17 protein-coding genes are annotated in these 17450 nt (G+C 69.0%); 7 read left to right on the top strand and 10 right to left on the bottom strand.

Features of this window, described 5'->3' with window-relative positions; genetic code table 11:
- The first annotated feature begins 66 nt into the window (after positions 1-66).
- The 5 genes from RPX00_RS45605 to RPX00_RS45585 all read left to right on the top strand — a co-directional run bounded on the left by RPX00_RS45605 (position 67) and on the right by RPX00_RS45585 (position 5077).
- A complete protein-coding gene (locus tag RPX00_RS45605; RefSeq protein ID WP_406635387.1) occupies positions 67-957 on the top strand; it encodes an endonuclease/exonuclease/phosphatase family protein in 891 nt (296 codons plus the stop codon).
- Positions 954-2213: an MFS transporter gene (locus tag RPX00_RS45600; RefSeq protein WP_406635385.1), complete on the top strand. Its 1260-nt coding sequence runs from the start codon at positions 954-956 to the stop codon at positions 2211-2213. The genes RPX00_RS45605 and RPX00_RS45600 overlap by 4 nt, the downstream gene beginning before the upstream one ends.
- Before the next feature lie 383 nt (positions 2214-2596).
- On the top strand, positions 2597-4093 hold the full coding sequence (locus RPX00_RS45595; protein WP_406635383.1) for an aldehyde dehydrogenase family protein: 1497 nt from the start codon (positions 2597-2599) through the stop codon (positions 4091-4093).
- A gap of 98 nt (positions 4094-4191) precedes the next feature.
- Positions 4192-4569 (top strand): helix-turn-helix transcriptional regulator, encoded by a 378-nt coding sequence (locus tag RPX00_RS45590; RefSeq protein ID WP_406635381.1) that lies wholly within the window; start codon positions 4192-4194, stop codon positions 4567-4569.
- Positions 4570-4642: 73 nt separating this feature from the next.
- Positions 4643-5077 carry a GlcG/HbpS family heme-binding protein gene (locus RPX00_RS45585; RefSeq protein WP_406635379.1) on the top strand — a complete coding sequence of 145 codons (435 nt, stop codon included), beginning with the start codon at positions 4643-4645 and terminating at the stop codon, positions 5075-5077.
- Between the two features lie 49 nt (positions 5078-5126).
- Here the strand turns inward: RPX00_RS45585 and RPX00_RS45580 are convergent, their stop codons facing one another.
- The 10 genes from RPX00_RS45580 to RPX00_RS45535 all read right to left on the bottom strand — a co-directional run bounded on the left by RPX00_RS45580 (position 5127) and on the right by RPX00_RS45535 (position 15242).
- A complete protein-coding gene (locus RPX00_RS45580) occupies positions 5127-5651 on the bottom strand; it encodes a hypothetical protein (protein WP_406635377.1) in 525 nt (174 codons plus the stop codon).
- On the bottom strand, positions 5600-7414 hold the full coding sequence (locus RPX00_RS45575; protein WP_406635375.1) for an ABC transporter ATP-binding protein: 1815 nt from the start codon (positions 7412-7414) through the stop codon (positions 5600-5602). The genes RPX00_RS45580 and RPX00_RS45575 overlap by 52 nt, the downstream gene beginning before the upstream one ends.
- Positions 7411-8676, bottom strand: a complete 1266-nt coding sequence (locus tag RPX00_RS45570; protein WP_406635373.1) for a M16 family metallopeptidase — start codon at positions 8674-8676, stop codon at positions 7411-7413. Before RPX00_RS45570 ends, RPX00_RS45575 begins: the two co-directional genes overlap by 4 nt.
- Positions 8676-9923 carry a M16 family metallopeptidase gene (locus RPX00_RS45565; protein ID WP_406635371.1) on the bottom strand — a complete coding sequence of 416 codons (1248 nt, stop codon included), beginning with the start codon at positions 9921-9923 and terminating at the stop codon, positions 8676-8678. Before RPX00_RS45565 ends, RPX00_RS45570 begins: the two co-directional genes overlap by 1 nt.
- Positions 9920-10894, bottom strand: coding sequence for a T3SS effector HopA1 family protein (locus RPX00_RS45560; RefSeq protein WP_406635369.1), 975 nt, complete (start codon positions 10892-10894; stop codon positions 9920-9922). Before RPX00_RS45560 ends, RPX00_RS45565 begins: the two co-directional genes overlap by 4 nt.
- Positions 10891-12018: a class V lanthionine synthetase subunit LxmK gene (gene lxmK / locus RPX00_RS45555; RefSeq protein WP_406635367.1), complete on the bottom strand. Its 1128-nt coding sequence runs from the start codon at positions 12016-12018 to the stop codon at positions 10891-10893. The genes RPX00_RS45560 and lxmK overlap by 4 nt, the downstream gene beginning before the upstream one ends.
- Positions 12015-12956 (bottom strand): hypothetical protein, encoded by a 942-nt coding sequence (locus tag RPX00_RS45550; protein WP_406635365.1) that lies wholly within the window; start codon positions 12954-12956, stop codon positions 12015-12017. Before RPX00_RS45550 ends, lxmK begins: the two co-directional genes overlap by 4 nt.
- Entirely contained in the window at positions 12956-13585 is a 630-nt protein-coding gene (locus RPX00_RS45545; protein WP_406635363.1) for a flavoprotein, read from the bottom strand. Before RPX00_RS45545 ends, RPX00_RS45550 begins: the two co-directional genes overlap by 1 nt.
- Before the next feature lie 91 nt (positions 13586-13676).
- Positions 13677-13895 carry an LxmA leader domain family RiPP gene (locus RPX00_RS45540; RefSeq protein WP_406635361.1) on the bottom strand — a complete coding sequence of 73 codons (219 nt, stop codon included), beginning with the start codon at positions 13893-13895 and terminating at the stop codon, positions 13677-13679.
- Between the two features lie 306 nt (positions 13896-14201).
- Positions 14202-15242, bottom strand: coding sequence for a DUF2891 family protein (locus RPX00_RS45535; RefSeq protein ID WP_406635359.1), 1041 nt, complete (start codon positions 15240-15242; stop codon positions 14202-14204).
- Between the two features lie 486 nt (positions 15243-15728).
- Between RPX00_RS45535 and RPX00_RS45530 the strand changes: the two genes are divergently transcribed.
- Together RPX00_RS45530 and RPX00_RS45525 are read left to right on the top strand one after the other, a co-directional pair.
- Positions 15729-16391, top strand: a complete 663-nt coding sequence (locus RPX00_RS45530) for an HAD family hydrolase (RefSeq protein WP_406635357.1) — start codon at positions 15729-15731, stop codon at positions 16389-16391.
- 184 nt (positions 16392-16575) lie between these two features.
- Entirely contained in the window at positions 16576-17394 is an 819-nt protein-coding gene (locus RPX00_RS45525) for a hypothetical protein (protein WP_406635354.1), read from the top strand.
- Positions 17395-17450: the final 56 nt, after the last annotated feature.

Below are 17450 nucleotides of genomic sequence, written 5' to 3'. Positions count from 1 at the left end.
TCTACGGTGTGGTTCTGCGGCCCAGTGCGGGGCCGCCCTTCGAGCCAGGCAGGAGGCGTGCATTCCATGCTTCGTCTACTGACATTCAACGTGTTGCAGCTCCCTTTAATCTCGGCTTCGCCTCGTGGCTGGCGTCGGGCGGGCTGGGCTGTCGATGCCGTGCGTGCCGTCGATCCGGACGTCATCGTGCTGAACGAGGCATTCGCCTTGTCGGCCGCCGGGCGGCTGGTCTCGCGGCTGAAGCGGCGCGGTTATCACGCGTCGCCTCAGATCGGCGCGCTGCGGGGCCGTCGTGGCTGGGACGGGGAAGCGCCCCGGGTTTCGCCGGTGCGAACGCTGGTGGGCGGCGGGGTCCGGGTGCTGAGCCGGTATCCGCTCCGGTGGTGCGGCCAGCATCTGTACAACGCGGTCCAGCGGAAGACTCAGGACGCGTTGTGCGCGAAGGGGGTCGCGCTGGTGGAGCTGGACACCCCGGACGGCCGGGTGTGGCTGGCCGCGACCCATCTGCAGGCCGACGAGCCGCCGACGCCGGTGTCCGCCACCCGTGCGGTGCGGTTGGAACAGCTGAAAGAGCTGCGCGAGTTCGTCGCGAGGACGGCACCGCCGGAGGCGCCTGTTCTGCTGGTCGGGGATCTGAACGTCGAGTACTACGCGGCGGACGCGCGCGGCGTTCCCGGTGAGCGTGGCCAGGATCTGGCCGACGCGGCCGATGCGGTCGGCGGCCGGCTCGAACCGGACGGCGACATGCACGCGCACACGTTCGACAGCGCAAGCAACCGCTTCGTGGCGCGTTCCCAGCCGGGGTACCGCAATGTGCTGGACTACGTGGGGTCGATCAACGAGAACGGCCTGCGGCCGGTCCCGCGCATCACCACCTGTACCGTCCCGTTCCGGCCTCGCCGTCCCGCGAGCGACCACTTTCCGGTGCTGGCGAACGTGACCTGGGAGCCGGCGTGACCGCGGGCGTGGCCGCGGCGGGCGGCCGGTCCGCTTTGGACGAACCGGTACGCCCGGTCAGTCGCGTGTGGACGGTCTGCTGGTCGTTCGCGAATCTGGGACTGTTCCTGGCCAACTACGGCACGCAGCAGATCTTGCTGCCGCGGCAGACCAACGCGATCGCGGGCGAGGGAAACGCCGCCGTGGTCGCGCAGAGCTGGGCCAACGCCTGCGCCGCGGTGGTGACCGTGGTCGCTTCGATTCTGGTCGGGGCACTGTCCGACCGCACCCTGCACCGCACCGGCCGCAGGCAGGTGTGGATTCTCTACGGCGCCGTGCTGTCCGCCGTCGCGTTCGTGTTCCAGGGCTTGCAGCACGGCATGGTGGGCGTTGTCGTCGGATGGGCCCTCTTCACGGCGGGCTCCTCCGCGGTCATGGTCGCGCTTTCCGCGGCGGTGCCCGACGACGTGCCGGTCAACCAGCGGGGCCGGGTCTCCGGCTATTTCGCGGTGGGCACCGCGGTCGGGCCGCTGCTCGGGGTCGCCGTGGTGACCTTCCTGTTCACCGGAATCCTCGATGCCTACGTCGGATTGGCCCTGCTGCTGTTGCTGTGCGTGCTCCCTTTCGGTCTCCGCATCCGCGGGACACCGTTGCGGAGAGCGGAACGTCCGCCGCTGGCGCTCCGCGCGATCGCCGTCGGCATCTTCGCGCCGCTGCGCAGCCCGGACTTCGCTTGGGCGTGCGGGCAGCGGTCGCTGATCAATCTGTCGAACGCGCTCGCGCAGATTTTCCTTTACCAGTACCTGAAAGACGCGGTGCACGTCGATCCCGACCTCGGCACCTTGATCCTGATGGTGTGCTACACGGCCAGCATCGTGGTTGTCGCGATCCCGGTGGGCCGCTCTTCGGACCGGAGCGGAAAGCGCAAGCGGGTGGTCGTGTGGTCTTCGGCCGTCCAGGGCGCGGCCGCGCTGGTCCTCGCCTTCGTGCCGACCATGCCTGCTGCCATCCTGGGCGCGTCGCTTCTCGGAATCGGCTACGGCGCTTATCTTTCTGTCGACCAAGCACTGGTGACGCAGGTGCTGCCCCGGTCGGAAGACCGCGGCAAGGATCTCGGCGTGCTGCAGCTCGCGAGCGCGCTGCCGTCGATCGCCGCCGCTGCTGTCGGCGGGGTCCTCATCACTTCGCCGGGCGGTTTCCCTTCGTTGTTCCTCGCCTCCGCCGTCACCGGATTGGCTGCCGCGGCCTGTGTGCTGCCGATCCGGAGCGTGTCCTGAGGGCGCCGGGCATGAAATATTCACGAGTTTTCCCGAGGAAGTGACAGGGCGCGCCGATTCGGGCAGCCTGTGATTACGCCCGCTGGCTGAAAGCGCTTTTCTCCGATCGGGGGGACGAGCATTCGGATCCGGCAGTTCGATGGGCGGCGGAAGCCCGGTCGATGCGTGTGGCCCCCAGTGACGCATCGGCCGGGCACCCGGCACGGGCCGGGCGGGTGCTTTTCGCCGATCCTTTCCCGCGCGATTCGGCCGAGAATTCCTTCCTGCGGCGACGGTGAAATTTTGCCTCACTTTTCCCGTCGCGGAAGCTGAACCGCCGGAAACTGTTGGCAGTGTGTTAGCAAGATCGTAATCTGAGGGTTCACTGAAACGGGGAGGTGCCGATGACCGTGGTCCAGCTGAATGCGGCGCAGGCCGGCGAGACGTTCGATTCGCTGAACCCGGCGACTGGCGAGGTCGTCGGCACTTATCCGGTGCACACAGCCGGTCAAGTCGGCGCGGCTGTCGAACGGGCGAGGGCGGCCGCGGGCTGGTGGGGCGGTCTCGGTTTCGCTGGGCGCGCGGAGCGGTTGCGGCGCTGGAAGGGTGTGCTGACGCGGCGGCTTCCGCAGTTGTGCCAGGTGGTGCGCGACGAGACCGGGAAGCCGATCGCAGACGCTCAGCTTGAGAGCGTGTTGGCGATTGAGCACATCGCGTGGGCGGCGAAGCATGCTCGCAAGGTGCTGGGCAAGCAGCGGCGCACGCCTGGTTTGTTGACGGTGAATCACACGGCCTCGGTCGAGTATGTGCCGTTGGGCGTTGTTGGCGTGATCGGGCCGTGGAATTACCCGGTGTTCACGCCGCTGGGTTCGATCGCGTACGCGCTGGCCGCGGGCAATGCCGTGGTGTTCAAGCCGAGCGAGTACACCCCCGGCGTCGGGAAATGGCTGGTGGACGCGTTCGCCGAGATCGTGCCCGAGCAGCCGGTGCTGCAGCTGATCACTGGCTTCGGGGAGACCGGGGCCGCGCTGGTGGGCTCCGGGGTGGACAAGATCGCGTTCACCGGTTCGGCGGCGACCGGCAAGAAGATCATGGCCGCGGCGGCGGACACGCTCACCCCGGTGGTGATCGAGGCGGGCGGCAAGGACGCGCTGCTGGTCGACACGGACGCGGACCTGGAGGCGGCGGCGGATGCGACCGTGTGGGGCGCGTTCTCCAACTCCGGCCAGACCTGCATCGGCGTCGAGCGCGTCTATGTGCACGAGCGGGTGGCCGACGAGTTCGTCGCGCGGGTGGTGGAGAAGGCGAAGAACGTGCGTGCGGGCTCGGACGAGGACGCGCAGTACGGGCCGGTGACCATGCCCTCGCAGCTCGCGGTGATCCGCCGGCACATCGAGGACGCGCTCCAGCGCGGTGGGAAGGCGCTGGTCGGCGGGGTGGAGAGCGTCGGCGACCGCTATGTGCAGCCGACGGTGCTGGTGGATGTCCCGGAGGATTCCGAGGCGGTGCGGGAGGAGACGTTCGGGCCGACGGTCACGATCGCCCGGGTTCGTGACATGGACGAGGCGGTGGAGAAGGCCAACGCGACGAAGTACGGGCTCGGTTCGACGGTGTTCTCCCGGGGGCGCGGGGCTGAGCTGGCGTCGCGGCTGCGTGCGGGGATGACGTCGGTGAACGCGCCGTTGTCGTTCGCGGGCATCGCGTCGCTGCCGTTCGGCGGGGTGGGCGATTCGGGGTTCGGCCGGATCCACGGTCCGGAGGGGTTGCGGGAGTTCGCGCGGCCGAAGGCGGTGGCGCGGCAGCGGTTCACCGCGCCGCTCACGCTCACCTCGTTTTCCCGCAAGGAATCCACGGACGCGCTGGTCGCCAAGCTGGTCACCGTCCTGCACGGCAAACGCTGAGAACGAGACCGGCACCGGCGGAAGCCGAGCGGTGAGGAGAGATCAGGGTGCGGCTTCGAGAAGATACGAAGAATTTTGGTCCGGCGCTGCGGAAAACGGTGCCCGGCACGGAATCGCCGGGCGGCTTCGTCGCCGCATATCTGGTTGCCGGCGAGGCCGCGGCGGTCGCGGCGAACGCGCTCCATTCGGCGGGGTTGTCCGTCGAACCGCATCACGCCGGGCCGAGTCAGATTCCGCGCTACTCGATTACCAGCTCCCGGCGGCAGGCAAAGGCGGGCGCGCAAGGACTCTCCGCGCGAGAGCGGCAGATCGTGGCGTTGATCGCGGTCGGCGGGGACAATCAGTCGATCGCCCGGGAACTGGGCCTGTCCGTCGACACGATCAAGGCCCACGTGCGCAAGGTCTTGGCCAAAATGGGCGCGCGGAATCGTTCGCACGCCGTGCACATCGCTCATGAATGGGACATCCTGCGGTGATTCGCGGTCTCCCCGCAGTCGATCGGAAGGATCATGGTGTTTCGGTTGCCGGACAGGTTCGCGGGTCTTGATCATGCCGGAACCAGTCGGTGAATACCCCGATTACGATTGGCTTTCGGTCCTGATCGACGTGGCGAAGGCGGAAGCGCGGGACCTGGGGGTGGCGTTCAGCTTCGCTGTCGTCGACTCGCGCGCCGATCTTCTCTACTTCGAGCGGCAACCGGACGCGCCCCTGTACACCTGCCCTCTTTCGCAGGACAAGGCGTACACCGCGGGGAGGACCGGGCGCTCGACCGCGGACTGGTCCGAGATGCTTCAGGACGATCTCATCGTTTCCCGCGACCTGATGGCCCTCGAACGATTCGTGCCGTTGCCCGGGGGAGAACCGATTTCCCTGAAAGGGCGGTGCCTGGGGGCCCTCGGCGTTTCCGGCGGAACCTGGCGGCAAGATGTCGCGGTCGCACGATCGGCGGTTGCCTCCCTGCGGAATTTCGACCAGCAGGTGTAGTTGTCCTCGGACTGCCGGTCAAGTGCCCGGCTTCGACCGGCGGAGAGGGTCAGCCCGGCCCGGCCATCTCGGCGCCGCTCAGCAGCATCGAGAAAAGGCTCATCGCACCGGTGCGGAAGGCGACCGCCAGCGCGTACCCGATGGCCGCGTCGGCCGGTTCGGTGTCGTCGCGGTTGACCAGCCATTGCACGAGGAAGTCGCCGTCCTCGTCGTCCATCGAGGGTTCGAAGATCTTCTTCCCGTCGCGGATCAGCTGGCTGGTGGCAATGGAGTTCGGCTTGAACCGGTAGCGCTTGCCCGCCGCCGTGAGGTCGACGCGGTACGAGCCCCGGGTCCATTTTCCCTTGCCAGGGCGGAGATCTGCGACGGCCTCGCCGACTGTCATGGACAGCTGGCCCGGCTCGCGGGAGCCGATGGGCACGAACCGGTTGAGCGGCGCCTCGGGGGAGCGGGTGATGACGACCGTGGGAACCTGTGCCCCGGAGACCTCGACCACGCCGCGTGCGTCGTCAGTGCGAATGCTCAGTTCGTCGTAGAAGGCGTCGTCGACGGTGCGGGTCGCGATGAGGGGCATGCCGGGTCCCTTTCTTGATCGGCTTCCGAGACTAATAGCTGAGTGGCGGCCAGCTCGCGATACATCGGGTCGACGGCCAGCAGTTCGGCGTGGGTGCCGATGGACCGGACTCTGCCCTGGTCCAGCAGCACCAGCCGGTGCGCCGAGAGCACAGTGGACAGCCGGTGCGCGATCAGCAGGACCGTGCATTCCCGCGCGGCTGCCTCGATCGTGTGCCGCAGCGCCTGTTCGCTGCGTGCGTCCAGATGCGCGGTGGCCTCGTCCAGCAGCAGGACCTGGGGACGGCGCAGCAGCGCCCTCGCGATCGCCAGCCGCTGGCGCTCCCCGCCGGAGAGGGCGATCCCGCGCACCCCGACCGGCGTGTCGAGGCTGTCCGGCAGCCGCTGGACGAGCTGGTCCAGTCCGGTCCGGCCGAGCACCTCGGCGATGGCTTCCGCGCTGGCTTCGGGCGCCGCGTACACCAGGTTCTCCCGGAACGTGCCCGCCAGCATCGGAGAGTCCTGCTCGACGTAGGCGATCCGGCGGCGCACCTCGGCCCGGCCGCACCGCGCGATGTCGTCGCCCGCGAGGAGGATCCGGCCGTCCTGGTGGTCGTAAAACCGTTGCAGCAGCGAAAAAAGCGTGGTCTTTCCGGCTCCGGACGGGCCGACGATCGCGGTCATCTCGCCCGGCTCCGCGGTGAACGACACGCCGTTCAGCGCGGGCGGGCGTCCGGGGTAGGCGAAGGAGACCTCGTTCACGACCACCCGCGGCGGAGGTCCGGCCGGCGCACTGACCTCGGTGTCGACGTCGTCCTCGACCGTCATCTCGTGCACCTCCTCGATCCGCTCCAGCGCGCCGAGACCCTGTTGGAGCGCGGCGAAACCGGTGACCAGCGACAGGATCGGGGTGCCGAGATTGAACAGATAGAGCAGGAACGCGATGAGCGTCGCGACGCTGAGGCCGCCCGTCGCCACCAGCACGCCGCCGAAGCCGATCACGACGAGGAACGAGGTCTGCACGGCCATCCCGGACACCGTGGCGATGACGACCTGGTAGCGGGCCCCCTTGAGCCCGGCGCGGTAGGCCGTGCGCGCGGCCGAGACCGCCCGCTCGGTCTCCTCGGCTTCCGCGCCGCTGGCCTTGACCGTGCGCGCCGCGCCGAGGGAACGGTCCAGCGCGGCGCCGATCTCGCCGACCGATTCCTGGGTGGTCAGGACCACCTGGCGGATTCTGGGCATGACGAAGCCCAGCACGACTCCGACGACGGCCAGCACGCCCGCGGTCATGCCCAGCAGCGGCAGGCTCATCAGCCCCATCATGACCAGGCTGGCCACCAGGTGCAGCACCCCGTTGACGACGTCGATCAGCCCGGTGGTGGCGGCGTGCTGCACCACGGTGCTGTCGGAGGTGACGCGGGTGGTGAGGGTCCCGGGTTCGCGCTGGTCCAATTCGGACACGCGGAGCCGGATCAGCCGCCGGATCAAGCCGCGCCGGATGCCGAACACCATCCGTTCGGCGGTGCGCTGCCCGATCCAGGTGTGCCATCCGTTGAGCACCACCGAAACCGCGAACACGCCGATCAGCAGCAGGAGTTCCTTGCGCAGGCTTTCGCCGAGGGACAGCTTGGCGATGATCGTTTCCACCATCAGGGGCTGCACCAGCTCTGCCGCGCTTCCCGCCAGGGTGAGCACCAGGACCAGCACGAGCGGCCAGCGGTGCGGTTTCGCGTGTCCGAGCAACGCGCGGAGCGGGCGGACGGGCCGATCGTCGACGGTGCTCATGACGCGTCCCCAGATGGACTGTGCTGTTCGGAAGGATCGGAAAGCTCGTCGGCGACGACCGTCGCGTGCGCGGCGGGGTCGAAATGCCGGCGGGCCGCGGCGGTCACCTCGGCGGTGCTGAGCAGGTCGACTCGGCTCAGGTAGCGGTTCAGCCAGTCGGGAGGCAGCCCCCGCAGCACGAAGCCGGTCGCGGCGCTGGCGATTTCGGCTCTGGTGGCCAGCCCGGTGGCGGCGAATCCTCTCGCGAGCCGTTTGGCCGCCCCGACCTCGTCGGCCGTGGGCCCTTCGTCGGCGAACCGGGCCATGCAGGCGGCGAGTTCGCCGGCTGTCCGGCTTCCGTTGCCGGGTCCGGTCACCGCTTCCACGGTGGTCCAGCCGCCTGCCCCGGTTTCCTCGAGCGAGGACTGGACCCGGTAAGCCAGGCCGAGGCGTTCGCGGATCCGCCGGACCAGCCGGGAGGAGCCGGAGCCGCCGAGGATCAGGTTGGCCAGGTGCAGCGCGGGGTGTCGCGGATCGCCGGTAGGCAGCCCGGGGCCCGCGGTCAGCACCAGCGTCGGGGTTCCCGCGGCGGCGGGCAGGGTGAGGCGGCCGGTGTTGCCGGTGCCGGCCAAGGGCGGCAGGCGCAGCCCGGACGCGGTGCCGGTCCAGTCGCCGAAGACCTGGACGGCCTGTGCGAGCGCGGTGTCGGCGGGCAGCGGCCCGAGGATCAGCAAGACCGCTCCGCTGGGCACAATCGCTTGGGCGTGCAGGCGCCGCAGGTCTTCGGTGGTCACCGCGAGGAGATCCTCGGCGCTGGCCGGTTCGGCGGTCAGCGGATGCCGGCCGTACCGATGGCGAAGCAGCTGCCGATACGCCGCTGCCCTCGGCCCGGACCGCTCGCGGGACACCATGGCTTCCACGACCCGGTCCAGTTCGCGGCCCGGGTACGCGGCCTGGCGCACGACTGTCGCCAGCAGGCGGATCGCCTCGGGCAGCTGGGTGCTGAGCGTGCTGGCGGCCACCAGCAGGGCTTCGCTGTCGCGGGTGACCGACAGCTCCGCGCCGAGTTCCGAGGCGCGGTCGACGACGGCGCGTTCGCCAAGCTCGGAGGTGCCCCGCAGCAGGCACGCGGCGAGCAGTTCCATCGGCGCGGCCAGCTCCGGGCGGGTGGCGAAGGGCAGCGCGAGCCGGATTTCGGCGACCTCCGCTCCCGGCTCCTGGGCCAGCACGATGCGAAGTCCGTTCGGCAGGACGGCCTCGACCGCCTCGGCAAGGAGTTTCATCAGGAGCCTCCAGCCAGTTCGACGCACGCCGCCGGCGCCGCGCGTACCGCTCTCGCCGCGTTCGCCACCTGTGCCGCGGTGATCGCGGAGAGCAGGCCGGGGATCTGGTGCGGGCCGTCCAGCCGGGGAAGGAGCACCGCGAACCGCCCGTGCGCGACGGCGCGGGTGACCACGGAATCCAGCTGCCGGTGATGGCCCAGCAGGAGCAGGGCGATCGCGCGGTCGAGTTCGGCCTTCTCCGGACCGGTGCTGCTCAGCTCCTCGAGCAGGGCGTCCCATTCGGCGAGCAGTTCGTGGACCGGCCAAGCCCGTTCCGGCAGGAAGGTGGCGACCAGCAGGTCGGGGGAAGCGGTGTTGAACCATTCGCCGTTGAATCCGCACCGGATCGAGGCCGAGCGCAGCCGCGGCTGGCGCTTCCGCCACCGGGGCAGCCAGGCGGCGGACAGGATCTCGGCGAGTACCGCATGCGCGACATAGTCGGCGGGAGCGGTGTTCGCGTCCGGCAGCGGAGTCGCGATCGCGAGGGCCGTGCCGCGGAACTGTTCGGCGGTGTGCTTGAACCACGCCCCTGGCCGGGGTGCCAGGTCCGGGCGTGCCGCGCGGCGGCCGAAAGGGAGTTCGCCGAACGCTTCCCGCACGGCGGCCTCGGCCCGTGCCGGATCCGCCGCGCCGACGAGCGCGAGCACCATGTTGCCCGCGGTGTAATGCTCCCGGTGGAAGGCGAGGGCTTCGGCCGGGGTCAGCTCCCGCAGGTGCGCCATGATCCCGTGGTCGCCGCCCTCGTGCCGGTCCGGGCCCCAGAGCGCCGAAGCCGCCATGGTCCAGGGAAACCCGCCGGAAGACGCGAACACGGCGCCGCGGATCTCCTCCTCGATCACCGGAAACTCCCCGTCCAGCGCGCGCTGGTCCGGCGCGAACCCGGCGAAGCGGGCGGCCTCGGCGGCGAGCAGCGGCTCGAGCCGGTCGGCGTCGGCGACGCTGAAGTAGCTGGTGTGGTCGCGAAAGGTGTTGGCGTCGCAGAGTCCGCCCATGGCCTCGACCGTCCGCAGATGCCCGGCCTGTTCCTCGTGCTCGCGGGGGAACATCAGGTGCTCCACCGCGTGCGCCAGCCCGCGTGCGCGGGGCGGGTCGTCCCGCGAGCCCGCTCCGACCGAAACCGCGACGGCCACGAGGTCGTGCCGATGATCGGATTCGACGATCACGCGCAGCCCGTTGTCGAGCGTGAACCGGTGGACGGCGCGGGTCATCGGGGCTCCTCTGTACCGGTGCGCTGGGACACGTTGCGCTGCGGCCGCAGGGGATCGATGCCCGCCGCACGGAATTCGGCGGTGATGCGCAGCTCCCGCGTGCCCTCGACGGGATCCAGCGCGTGGTCGACGAGGGCCTTGGCGAGCGCGAAACAGCGGTGCTGGCCGAAGCTCAGGTTCTGCTGGCCGGGCCGGGCGTCGGCTGGTTCCCAGGCCGCGGCGACGCCCCGGGCCAGCCGCTGGGCGAGCACCGAGGTGGCCGCGCCCAGCGCGCGATCGTCGCGCAGCCGCCGGGCGATCGCTGTTTCGACGGACTGGGATTCGCCGTGCAGGTAGATCACCAGCGCGTCCCGCCGGGGGTAGCCGGTGCGGACGGACAGGATCTTCGCGTGATAGTCGGCGCGCAGGGATTCCAGCTCGCGCAGGACGTCGCGCCAGACCCGGACCGCGCCGTCCGGATCGGTCAGGTGCACGAAGATCCGGCGCACCGCCGGATCCGTCCGCCGCCGCCGTTGTGAGCCGAGGACGTAGAAGAAGCCGGGCGAAAGCGCTGGGCGGGCGGCGTCGAGCCGCAGCCGGACCGGGGTGCCGGGAACCGCGTCGGCCGGGCCGGCGAGCCGATCGCGCGGCACCCGGACGGTGACCAGCGCCGTGCGCACGATGAGTTCCTCGTCTCCTGCCGCCAGCAGCACCCCGTCGACCGGAGCGCAGGCGTGCGGGACGGCGTCGGCGAGTTGGTGCTCGAAGGCGCGATCGCGGCTGAATTCCTTGGCCGCGGATCCGGGACCGGGCGTTCCGGCGTGCAGAAGTTCGTAGAGCGCGTTCGCGAGCCGCCCGCGCAGATCGCGCGGATCGGAACCGGTCAGCCGGGTGCCCGCGACTTCCGCGGAACAGCCGTCGGGCGCTACCGAGACCTCGTGCAACGCGGCGACCAGCCTCGGGTTCAACGGACAGGACAGTCCGGCGGTCATGCCTGCCTCCCTCGGGCAAGGCCGAGGAGCCCGGCGGCGCCCTCCGGGTTGAGCAGGACGCCGCGCCCGACTCCGGCCGCGGCTTTGGCCACCGGGTTCAGCTGGAGCTGGGATTCCGCGCCCGCGATGAGCCGGTCGTACAGATGCCAGCCGGCGAACCGCATGGCGCGCACCGCGAGATGCGGGTCGGGGGTGCGCCTCGTGCGGTAGCCCGCCCAGAAGGCGCCGATCCGGGGGACGGCCTGGCGCAGGCTGGTCATGCCGCGATCGAGGATGTCCTGGTGCGTGGCGCCGAAACCGGCGAACCGCGAGCCGTCCCGGCGCGCCGGATCCACGAAGATCGTATAGGTGGCGTGGTAAAGCCATTCCCCGATGAACGCGCCGACGTCTCGTGCCGGATCGGCGAGCTGGAAATTCTCCCAGTCGCACAAATACAGCCGTTCGCCGGACGTGATGAACTGGTCGAAGCGGAGATCCCCGTGCACCGGGACGGGCGGCGCGGCGTCTTCCAGCGTCCTCAGTTCGTGCAGCGCGTGCACCGCTTCCTCGTCGTCCTGCAGCAACTGCCAGGCGGCGAGTTGCGCTGAGGTGTTCTCCTGGACGACTTCCCAGGGAAGTCCGGCAAGCCAGGAAAGCGGAGGGAAGAACAGCGGGGAAGTGTCCAGACCGGCCGGGTCGAGCCCGTGCGCGGTCGCGATCGCTTCTCCGGCGCGGAAACACAGAGCCTCGCTGAATTCGCCGGCGACGGAAAGCTCGATGCCGGGCTTTGCGTTGTCCAGCAACGCGAATACCAGGAGCCGGCTCTCCTCGTCGTGGCCGAGCAGCTCCGGCGAAGCCAGCGGACTGCGCGGCTCCAGCAGGGCGGCGGCCCGTTCGAAGGCCAGCGAACGGGCGATCCCGGGATGGATCGCCTCGCCCGTGTCCGGCAGCTGTTTCACGAAGACGTTCGCCCCATTGCTGGTGGTGCCCGCCCAGTTGTCGTTGCGGCCGCCGAAGGAGGTCGTTCCGGTGCTGCCGAGCGTGCCGAGGCGGAGCCTGTCCAGCAGCCGGTTGACCTCGGCGGTCGGGGCGGTGGTGCTGGTCTCGGGCAGCTGCCAGGAAACTGTTTCGTCGATACTGGTCACGCGGCTTCTCCACGTGCCGCGCGGCGGCCTTCGTCATCGATCAGCTCAGCCGCGAAATCGACGTAGCCGGTGAACTCGTCGAGCCATCCGGCGTAGGCGGCGTAGTCGTGCATGTGGGTGATCAGCCGCAGGACAGCGCTACGCCCCAACGCCGCCTCGTCGCAACCAGGCCCATAGCCCCGGCGCAACGCCTGGCTCAGCGCGGGAAAGTCCATCCACGGGTGGACGCCGACCCAGTGCAGCTCGTGCAGTTCGCCGAGCAGCCAGCCGAGGTCGGACTCCGGCCGTCCCGCCGCCAGATCCGACCCGATCAAGAATTCGCCTTGCGGGGTATCCGTTTCCGGAATGGCCAGCGGTGGCAGCAGGGTGCCCAAGGAGGCGAAGCCGTGCAACAGCACCCTTTCCTGCTTCGGCGTGACGCACCATCCGCGCAGCCGGGACAGCCTGGCGCGGCCCCATCGCGGCCTAGCGAGGTCAGCCAGCTTGGCCAAGCTCGCCGGGCCGAGGCCGGGTTCGTCAAGCCAGCGGGCGACGCGTCGCGGGCCGGATGGCGTGCTCGCGACGTCGGGTCCGCGGAGCTGATGCAGTGCGCGCAGTGCGCGACCGGTGCCTTCCAGGGTCGTGGCCAAGAGCTGCTGCGTGCGGGGTTGTTCGAGGTCCAGCCAGCTCATCGCGGACAGCGGGCTGCTGGCCAGATAGGTCAGCGCACCGGCGTCGTCGGCGGACGCGGGCACCCAGCGGAGAGCAGGCACCGAGCAGGCGGCGATCGCTTGGGCCAGCGCGCGATCCGGCGCGGCCATCCGGACCGGACTGTCCGTGCCTGGCCGGTGTGTCCATTGGAAGGCCCCGTCGGGAAGCAGATGGATCTCCGTCCGGCGCAGGCAGCTGCTGTACTCCTCCACGAGCATCGCTTCCGGCTCGTCGTTCGCGTGCGTCATCACGGCCTCTTCTCAGCCGTTAGCTCGCGGTACCGCCGTTCCAGCAAGCCGATCAGCTCGGAGAGCGGCGCGACGCTGCCCGCCGCGGACTCGCCGGAACTGGCGCTCACGGCGGTTTCGGTGGGGCTCACCACGACTCGCGGCCGTTCCGCGAACGAACGCAGATGTGCGGCCACCACCGGGTTGTTCGCCGCGCCGGGCGGCAGCGCGGGGGCGATGCCGACGACCGCGTCGGTGCACTGGAGCGCGAGCAGCGCAGGCGAATCCCCGAGGCCCAACGCGAAACGGGAGATGAAGTTCAAGGTCGCGGGATAGACCGCGATCACGTCGGCCCACTTCGCCAGCGCGACGTGCGGTGCTTCCCGGCTCGGCTCGTCCGGCCATTCGTCGAGCAGGACATCGGTCCGGGACAACGCCGAGACGGCGTGCCGGGAAACGAAATTCGCGGCGGACCTGGTGAGGGCGACCTTCAGCGAGACCGAGGGCAGCACGGCGTCGATCCAGTTGATCCAGTACGGCAGGAATGCCGCGCTCAGCGCTCCTGAACCGACCAGCAGCATGCGCTCGAACGTCACCTCGCCGGTGACGACGTCGACCGCTTCGAGGTCGGAGGAATAGAGTTCGGGCATAGTCGCTTCCGGATCGTGAGTACTGCCGGGAAAGGACCTCGGGACCGGCGAGAACGCCGGCCCCGAGGCTTGCCGAACCGCTCTTCGGCGGTCAGCAGACCTTCCTGATGGTCTTCCAGATGCCGCCGCCCGCGGCGGCGATCCCCGCCGCGCACTGCTGCGAGGAACGCGCGGCGATGATGCTGGCCCGGATGAGGATCGGAGCCAGGACGGGGGTGGTCGCGGCGGGCGCGGCCTTGCCGTCGAACTGGTCCAGCTCCTCAGCCGTGGTGTAAGCGGTGTAACCGCTCAGCAGATCGGTTTCGGTCATCGTGTGCATCGCGTTCTCTCCCATCACTGTTCGCCCGGAGGCGTTCTCTCGCGAATATGGAGCGGTCAAGCATGGGTTCAACGTTTTTAGGCGCTCAGGGAAAGGCAGGATTTTTGGCGCTGTGAAACGTTGAACGCAAGGACCCCCATTTTATGAGCGCATCAGCTGCCGCTGGTGCGGACCACCCGAGAATCGGACATTTGCCGCGGCCGTGTCAACCACGGCGGACTTCCGGGGTGGAAATATCCCCGCTTCGGGGGGCTGCCGAAGTGCGGCGATGGCACCGCGGGAAACGCGCTGCTTCGGTCAGCGACCGTGCCCTTGCTCCGCGTGAGCGAAAGTCTGGTCGATCGCCCGGATTCCGAATTGCGCGATCCAATGAGAGTTCAGGTAGTCCGAGGTCGTGTCCCAGTCCTGCGGCCGGGCGACCTCCGCCGTGACCAGCTTGACGAAACCGTCGCGAACGGCGGAATCGCGAGTGACCTGGTAGATCTCCCACAGGGCGTTGGCCCGGGAGAAGTTGAGCCCCGCCGAATGCGCCGACCGCGGATCGGTGAGCAGCGACACCGACACATCCTTGGGCAGCCGCCGCGAAACCCACTCCGCCGTGCCCGGCCCGCCTGCCTTCGCCACCGCGGCCAAACGCATGAGACATGGTGCCAGGAAGCCATTCTCGGTGATGTCGCTCTTGGGTTCCAGTTCGCCGGAGAGTTCGCCTGGCAACACCTCCGCGCATTGCTGGTCCGCTTCGTCGGTCTTCAGGTACTTCGACACGTCTTCGCGTACCGACGAGAGAAGGGCGTTGTCGCCGGTGTACTGCGCCCAGCCGGCCAGAGTCTGCAGCGTCCAAGACAGGTTGGAATGCATGTCGTAGAAGAGATTCTGCTCCGCGTTGCCGTCGGCGAGCCACGACTTGATCTGCTTGACCGCCTCGTCGGCGAGCGGCCGGGTCGTGCGGGTTCCGGTGGCCTGCTCGCGCGCCCGCTCCATCTCGAGCAGCCAGGCCATTCCATACGGGGTGTCCGCGGTGTACTCGCCGATCGAACCGTCCTGCATGTACTTCAGTTCTCGCGCCACGACGCCGGGATCACCCGCGGGCTGCATTTGCTTCTCCGCGGCGTCGAGGTACTTCTTGTCGTGCGTGGCCAGATAAGTCGCGTAGAGGGCGTAGTGCCCGTGCACGGCCGAATGCCAGTCGTAACAGCCGTGGAAAATCGGGCTGTCCGCTGCTATATCGTCCTTGTTTTTGACGCAATTCAGCACCGGCTCCGCCAGCTTCTTCAGCATGCCGGTCCGGCTGTCCTCGAACTGCTGCCAGCTGGGCGTCGCGGAATCGGCATGCGCCACTCCGGGCAGTGTCAACGCAGCAGCCAGTACCAAGGGAACGAGCGAGCGCCACCGGAGTGGGCGGGAAAATACGACCATGTCAAATCCCTGCTTTCGGAAGAACGGGACGTCGACGTCTGGACTGCCCTCAGTCTAAGGATCGTTCAACAAATCTACAATAATGTCGTAGGCGGGAATAAATCCTTCGCCGGTGATGAATAATGTCACGCGGCGGGCGGGAAAAATGCACTGGATTTCTTCGGGTGGTGACAGGGCGCTTTACGTCGGGAAAACTGCGCATAAAGCTGCGGCAATTCCCGTTTTCACAGCAGCCCGGTCGGCGTATGCAGGCCCCTCCCGTGCGCCGGCCGGGTGTCGACTCCCTCGCGAAATGGGGACGGGTCGCGACGGGAGCGGGCACCCGCCTTGGGGTAGGCGGGTGCCCGTTCGGCGCGCGGACCGCGGTGCCGGTGCAAACGCATTCGACGACGAAGTGACGGTGCCCGCATGACCCTGCCCCGAGCGGTTCTCCTCGACCTCGACGGAACGCTGATCGACACGGAAGAACTCTATCTCGAAGTCGCCGATGAATTGCTGGGCGCGCACGGCTTGGCGTTGAGCGAGGAGGCTCGGATCGCGGCCATCGGATCGTCGATGGAGACGCTCGCCGCGCTCGTCCGGGCGACCGGCCTCGATCTGTCCGCGGAGGCCGTCATCGAGGACATCGTGGCCGGGGTCGTGACCAGGCTCCGGGAATCGGTGCCGTGGCGCGACGGCGCTCGCGATTTCCTGGCGGCGCTGGCGGGAGCCGGCATCCGGGTCGGTCTCGTCACGATGTCCTACCGCGTGGTGGTCGATCGGGTGCTGCGGGACGTGGGGTTCGGCTTCTTCGCGGTTGTCGTGAGCGGAGATGACGTAGCGGAAGGAAAGCCCGCGCCGGAAGCGTATGCGCGCGCCGCCGGCCTGCTCGGCGTCGATCCGAGCGACTGTGTCGCCGTCGAGGACAGTCAGACCGGTGCGGCATCGGCGCGAAGGGCCGGGATGTGGGTCATCGGGGCCCCGTTCTACCGTCCGCTGCCCGCGGACGCGGTCGACGAGCTGTGGGACTCGCTCGTCGGACGGCGGGTCGAGGACCTGATCAACAGGCCGCGCCGGGATCTCGCCCTCTGACATTCTCCGGCGGACGTGATTATTTCATTGCTCGCCGATGATTTGTTCATTGGCTAAAAGGATGATCTTCGGGAATTTACTTGCCGTTTTCGATGTGAGATCGGCAATATGTGGTCCGGCCAAGCTGGGAAGGTTCGCACAGCGGGCCGTCAAATTCCGTCCGAGTGACGTAAGGACTGTACGCATGAAATTCACCAGGATTGCCGCGCTCTCCGCGACGGTGGGCGTGGTCGGGTTCGCCGGAGCCGTCGGGACGGCCGGGCTGGCCAGCGCCGCCACCCCGGAACCAGTCGCTCCCAGCTCCTACGGGTACGTCCTCGGAGGGCAGGGCGACATCGTCGAGCAGGTGCTGTCGGCGAAGTACGTGTCGGCGGCGTCGCCGCGGCCGCCGGCCTCCGACCCCGCCGCGACGGCTCCGACCAACGCACTGGCCGGAAACAAGGAGTTCACTATTGCTTCGGGGACGTTTCTCAAGGTCGACGGCAACGCCGCGTTGGCGAAGGTCGCCACGACGGCAGACCCGGCCACCGGCGTCTCGACGGCGAAAGTCAGCGGTGGCACCGCGACCATCGACGGGAAGGCCGAACTCGGCGGCATCATCAGCGCGCTTCCCGTGGTCGGCCCCACCCTCCGGACACTGGCCGAGTTTGTCGGGCTGGACACGAAAGCCGACGTCTCGCTTTCCCTGACGGCACTTGATTCGAGCTGTCAGGCCGGTCCGTCGGGCGCCAAGCCGACCGCGACCGCGAAGGGCGTGAAAGCCACCATCACGGTCACGCTGCCGATCGCCGGGAAGGTTGTCGACCACGCACTGGTCGATCTGGAATCGCCCCTGAACCTTGAAGCCAACGGGAAGCCGTTCAGCATCAAGAAGAATACGGTCACCCAGCTGGACGGCGGAGGTATCGCGGTCGACGCCGTCTCGGCCGGCTTCGGCAGCGAGCGGATCAACCTCGGACATGTCGAGTGCCGCCCGGGCACGCCGGCCGCGGACGCTCAGTGAGGTTCCGTTTAGCACCACTGTCGGCGGACCCGCTGGCGCTGTCCCGGCGTCGGGAG

It is taken from the genome of Amycolatopsis sp. WGS_07, from assembly GCF_045278895.1.
Classification (GTDB): Bacteria; Actinomycetota; Actinomycetes; order Mycobacteriales; family Pseudonocardiaceae; genus Amycolatopsis.
This window is presented reverse-complemented; position numbering and strand designations above follow the sequence as displayed.

Coding starts and splice junctions, on each gene's coding strand:
- RPX00_RS45605 (WP_406635387.1), top strand. CDS start 67: ATGCTTCGTCTACTGACATTCAACGTGTTGCAGCTCCCTTTAATCTCG.
- RPX00_RS45595 (WP_406635383.1), top strand. CDS start 2,597: ATGACCGTGGTCCAGCTGAATGCGGCGCAGGCCGGCGAGACGTTCGAT.
- RPX00_RS45585 (WP_406635379.1), top strand. CDS start 4,643: ATGCCGGAACCAGTCGGTGAATACCCCGATTACGATTGGCTTTCGGTC.
- RPX00_RS45580 (WP_406635377.1), bottom strand. CDS start 5,651: ATGCCCCTCATCGCGACCCGCACCGTCGACGACGCCTTCTACGACGAA.
- RPX00_RS45575 (WP_406635375.1), bottom strand. CDS start 7,414: ATGAGCACCGTCGACGATCGGCCCGTCCGCCCGCTCCGCGCGTTGCTC.
- RPX00_RS45570 (WP_406635373.1), bottom strand. CDS start 8,676: ATGAAACTCCTTGCCGAGGCGGTCGAGGCCGTCCTGCCGAACGGACTT.
- RPX00_RS45565 (WP_406635371.1), bottom strand. CDS start 9,923: ATGACCCGCGCCGTCCACCGGTTCACGCTCGACAACGGGCTGCGCGTG.
- RPX00_RS45560 (WP_406635369.1), bottom strand. CDS start 10,894: ATGACCGCCGGACTGTCCTGTCCGTTGAACCCGAGGCTGGTCGCCGCG.
- RPX00_RS45550 (WP_406635365.1), bottom strand. CDS start 12,956: ATGACGCACGCGAACGACGAGCCGGAAGCGATGCTCGTGGAGGAGTAC.
- RPX00_RS45545 (WP_406635363.1), bottom strand. CDS start 13,585: ATGCCCGAACTCTATTCCTCCGACCTCGAAGCGGTCGACGTCGTCACC.
- RPX00_RS45540 (WP_406635361.1), bottom strand. CDS start 13,895: ATGACCGAAACCGATCTGCTGAGCGGTTACACCGCTTACACCACGGCT.
- RPX00_RS45530 (WP_406635357.1), top strand. CDS start 15,729: ATGACCCTGCCCCGAGCGGTTCTCCTCGACCTCGACGGAACGCTGATC.
- RPX00_RS45525 (WP_406635354.1), top strand. CDS start 16,576: ATGAAATTCACCAGGATTGCCGCGCTCTCCGCGACGGTGGGCGTGGTC.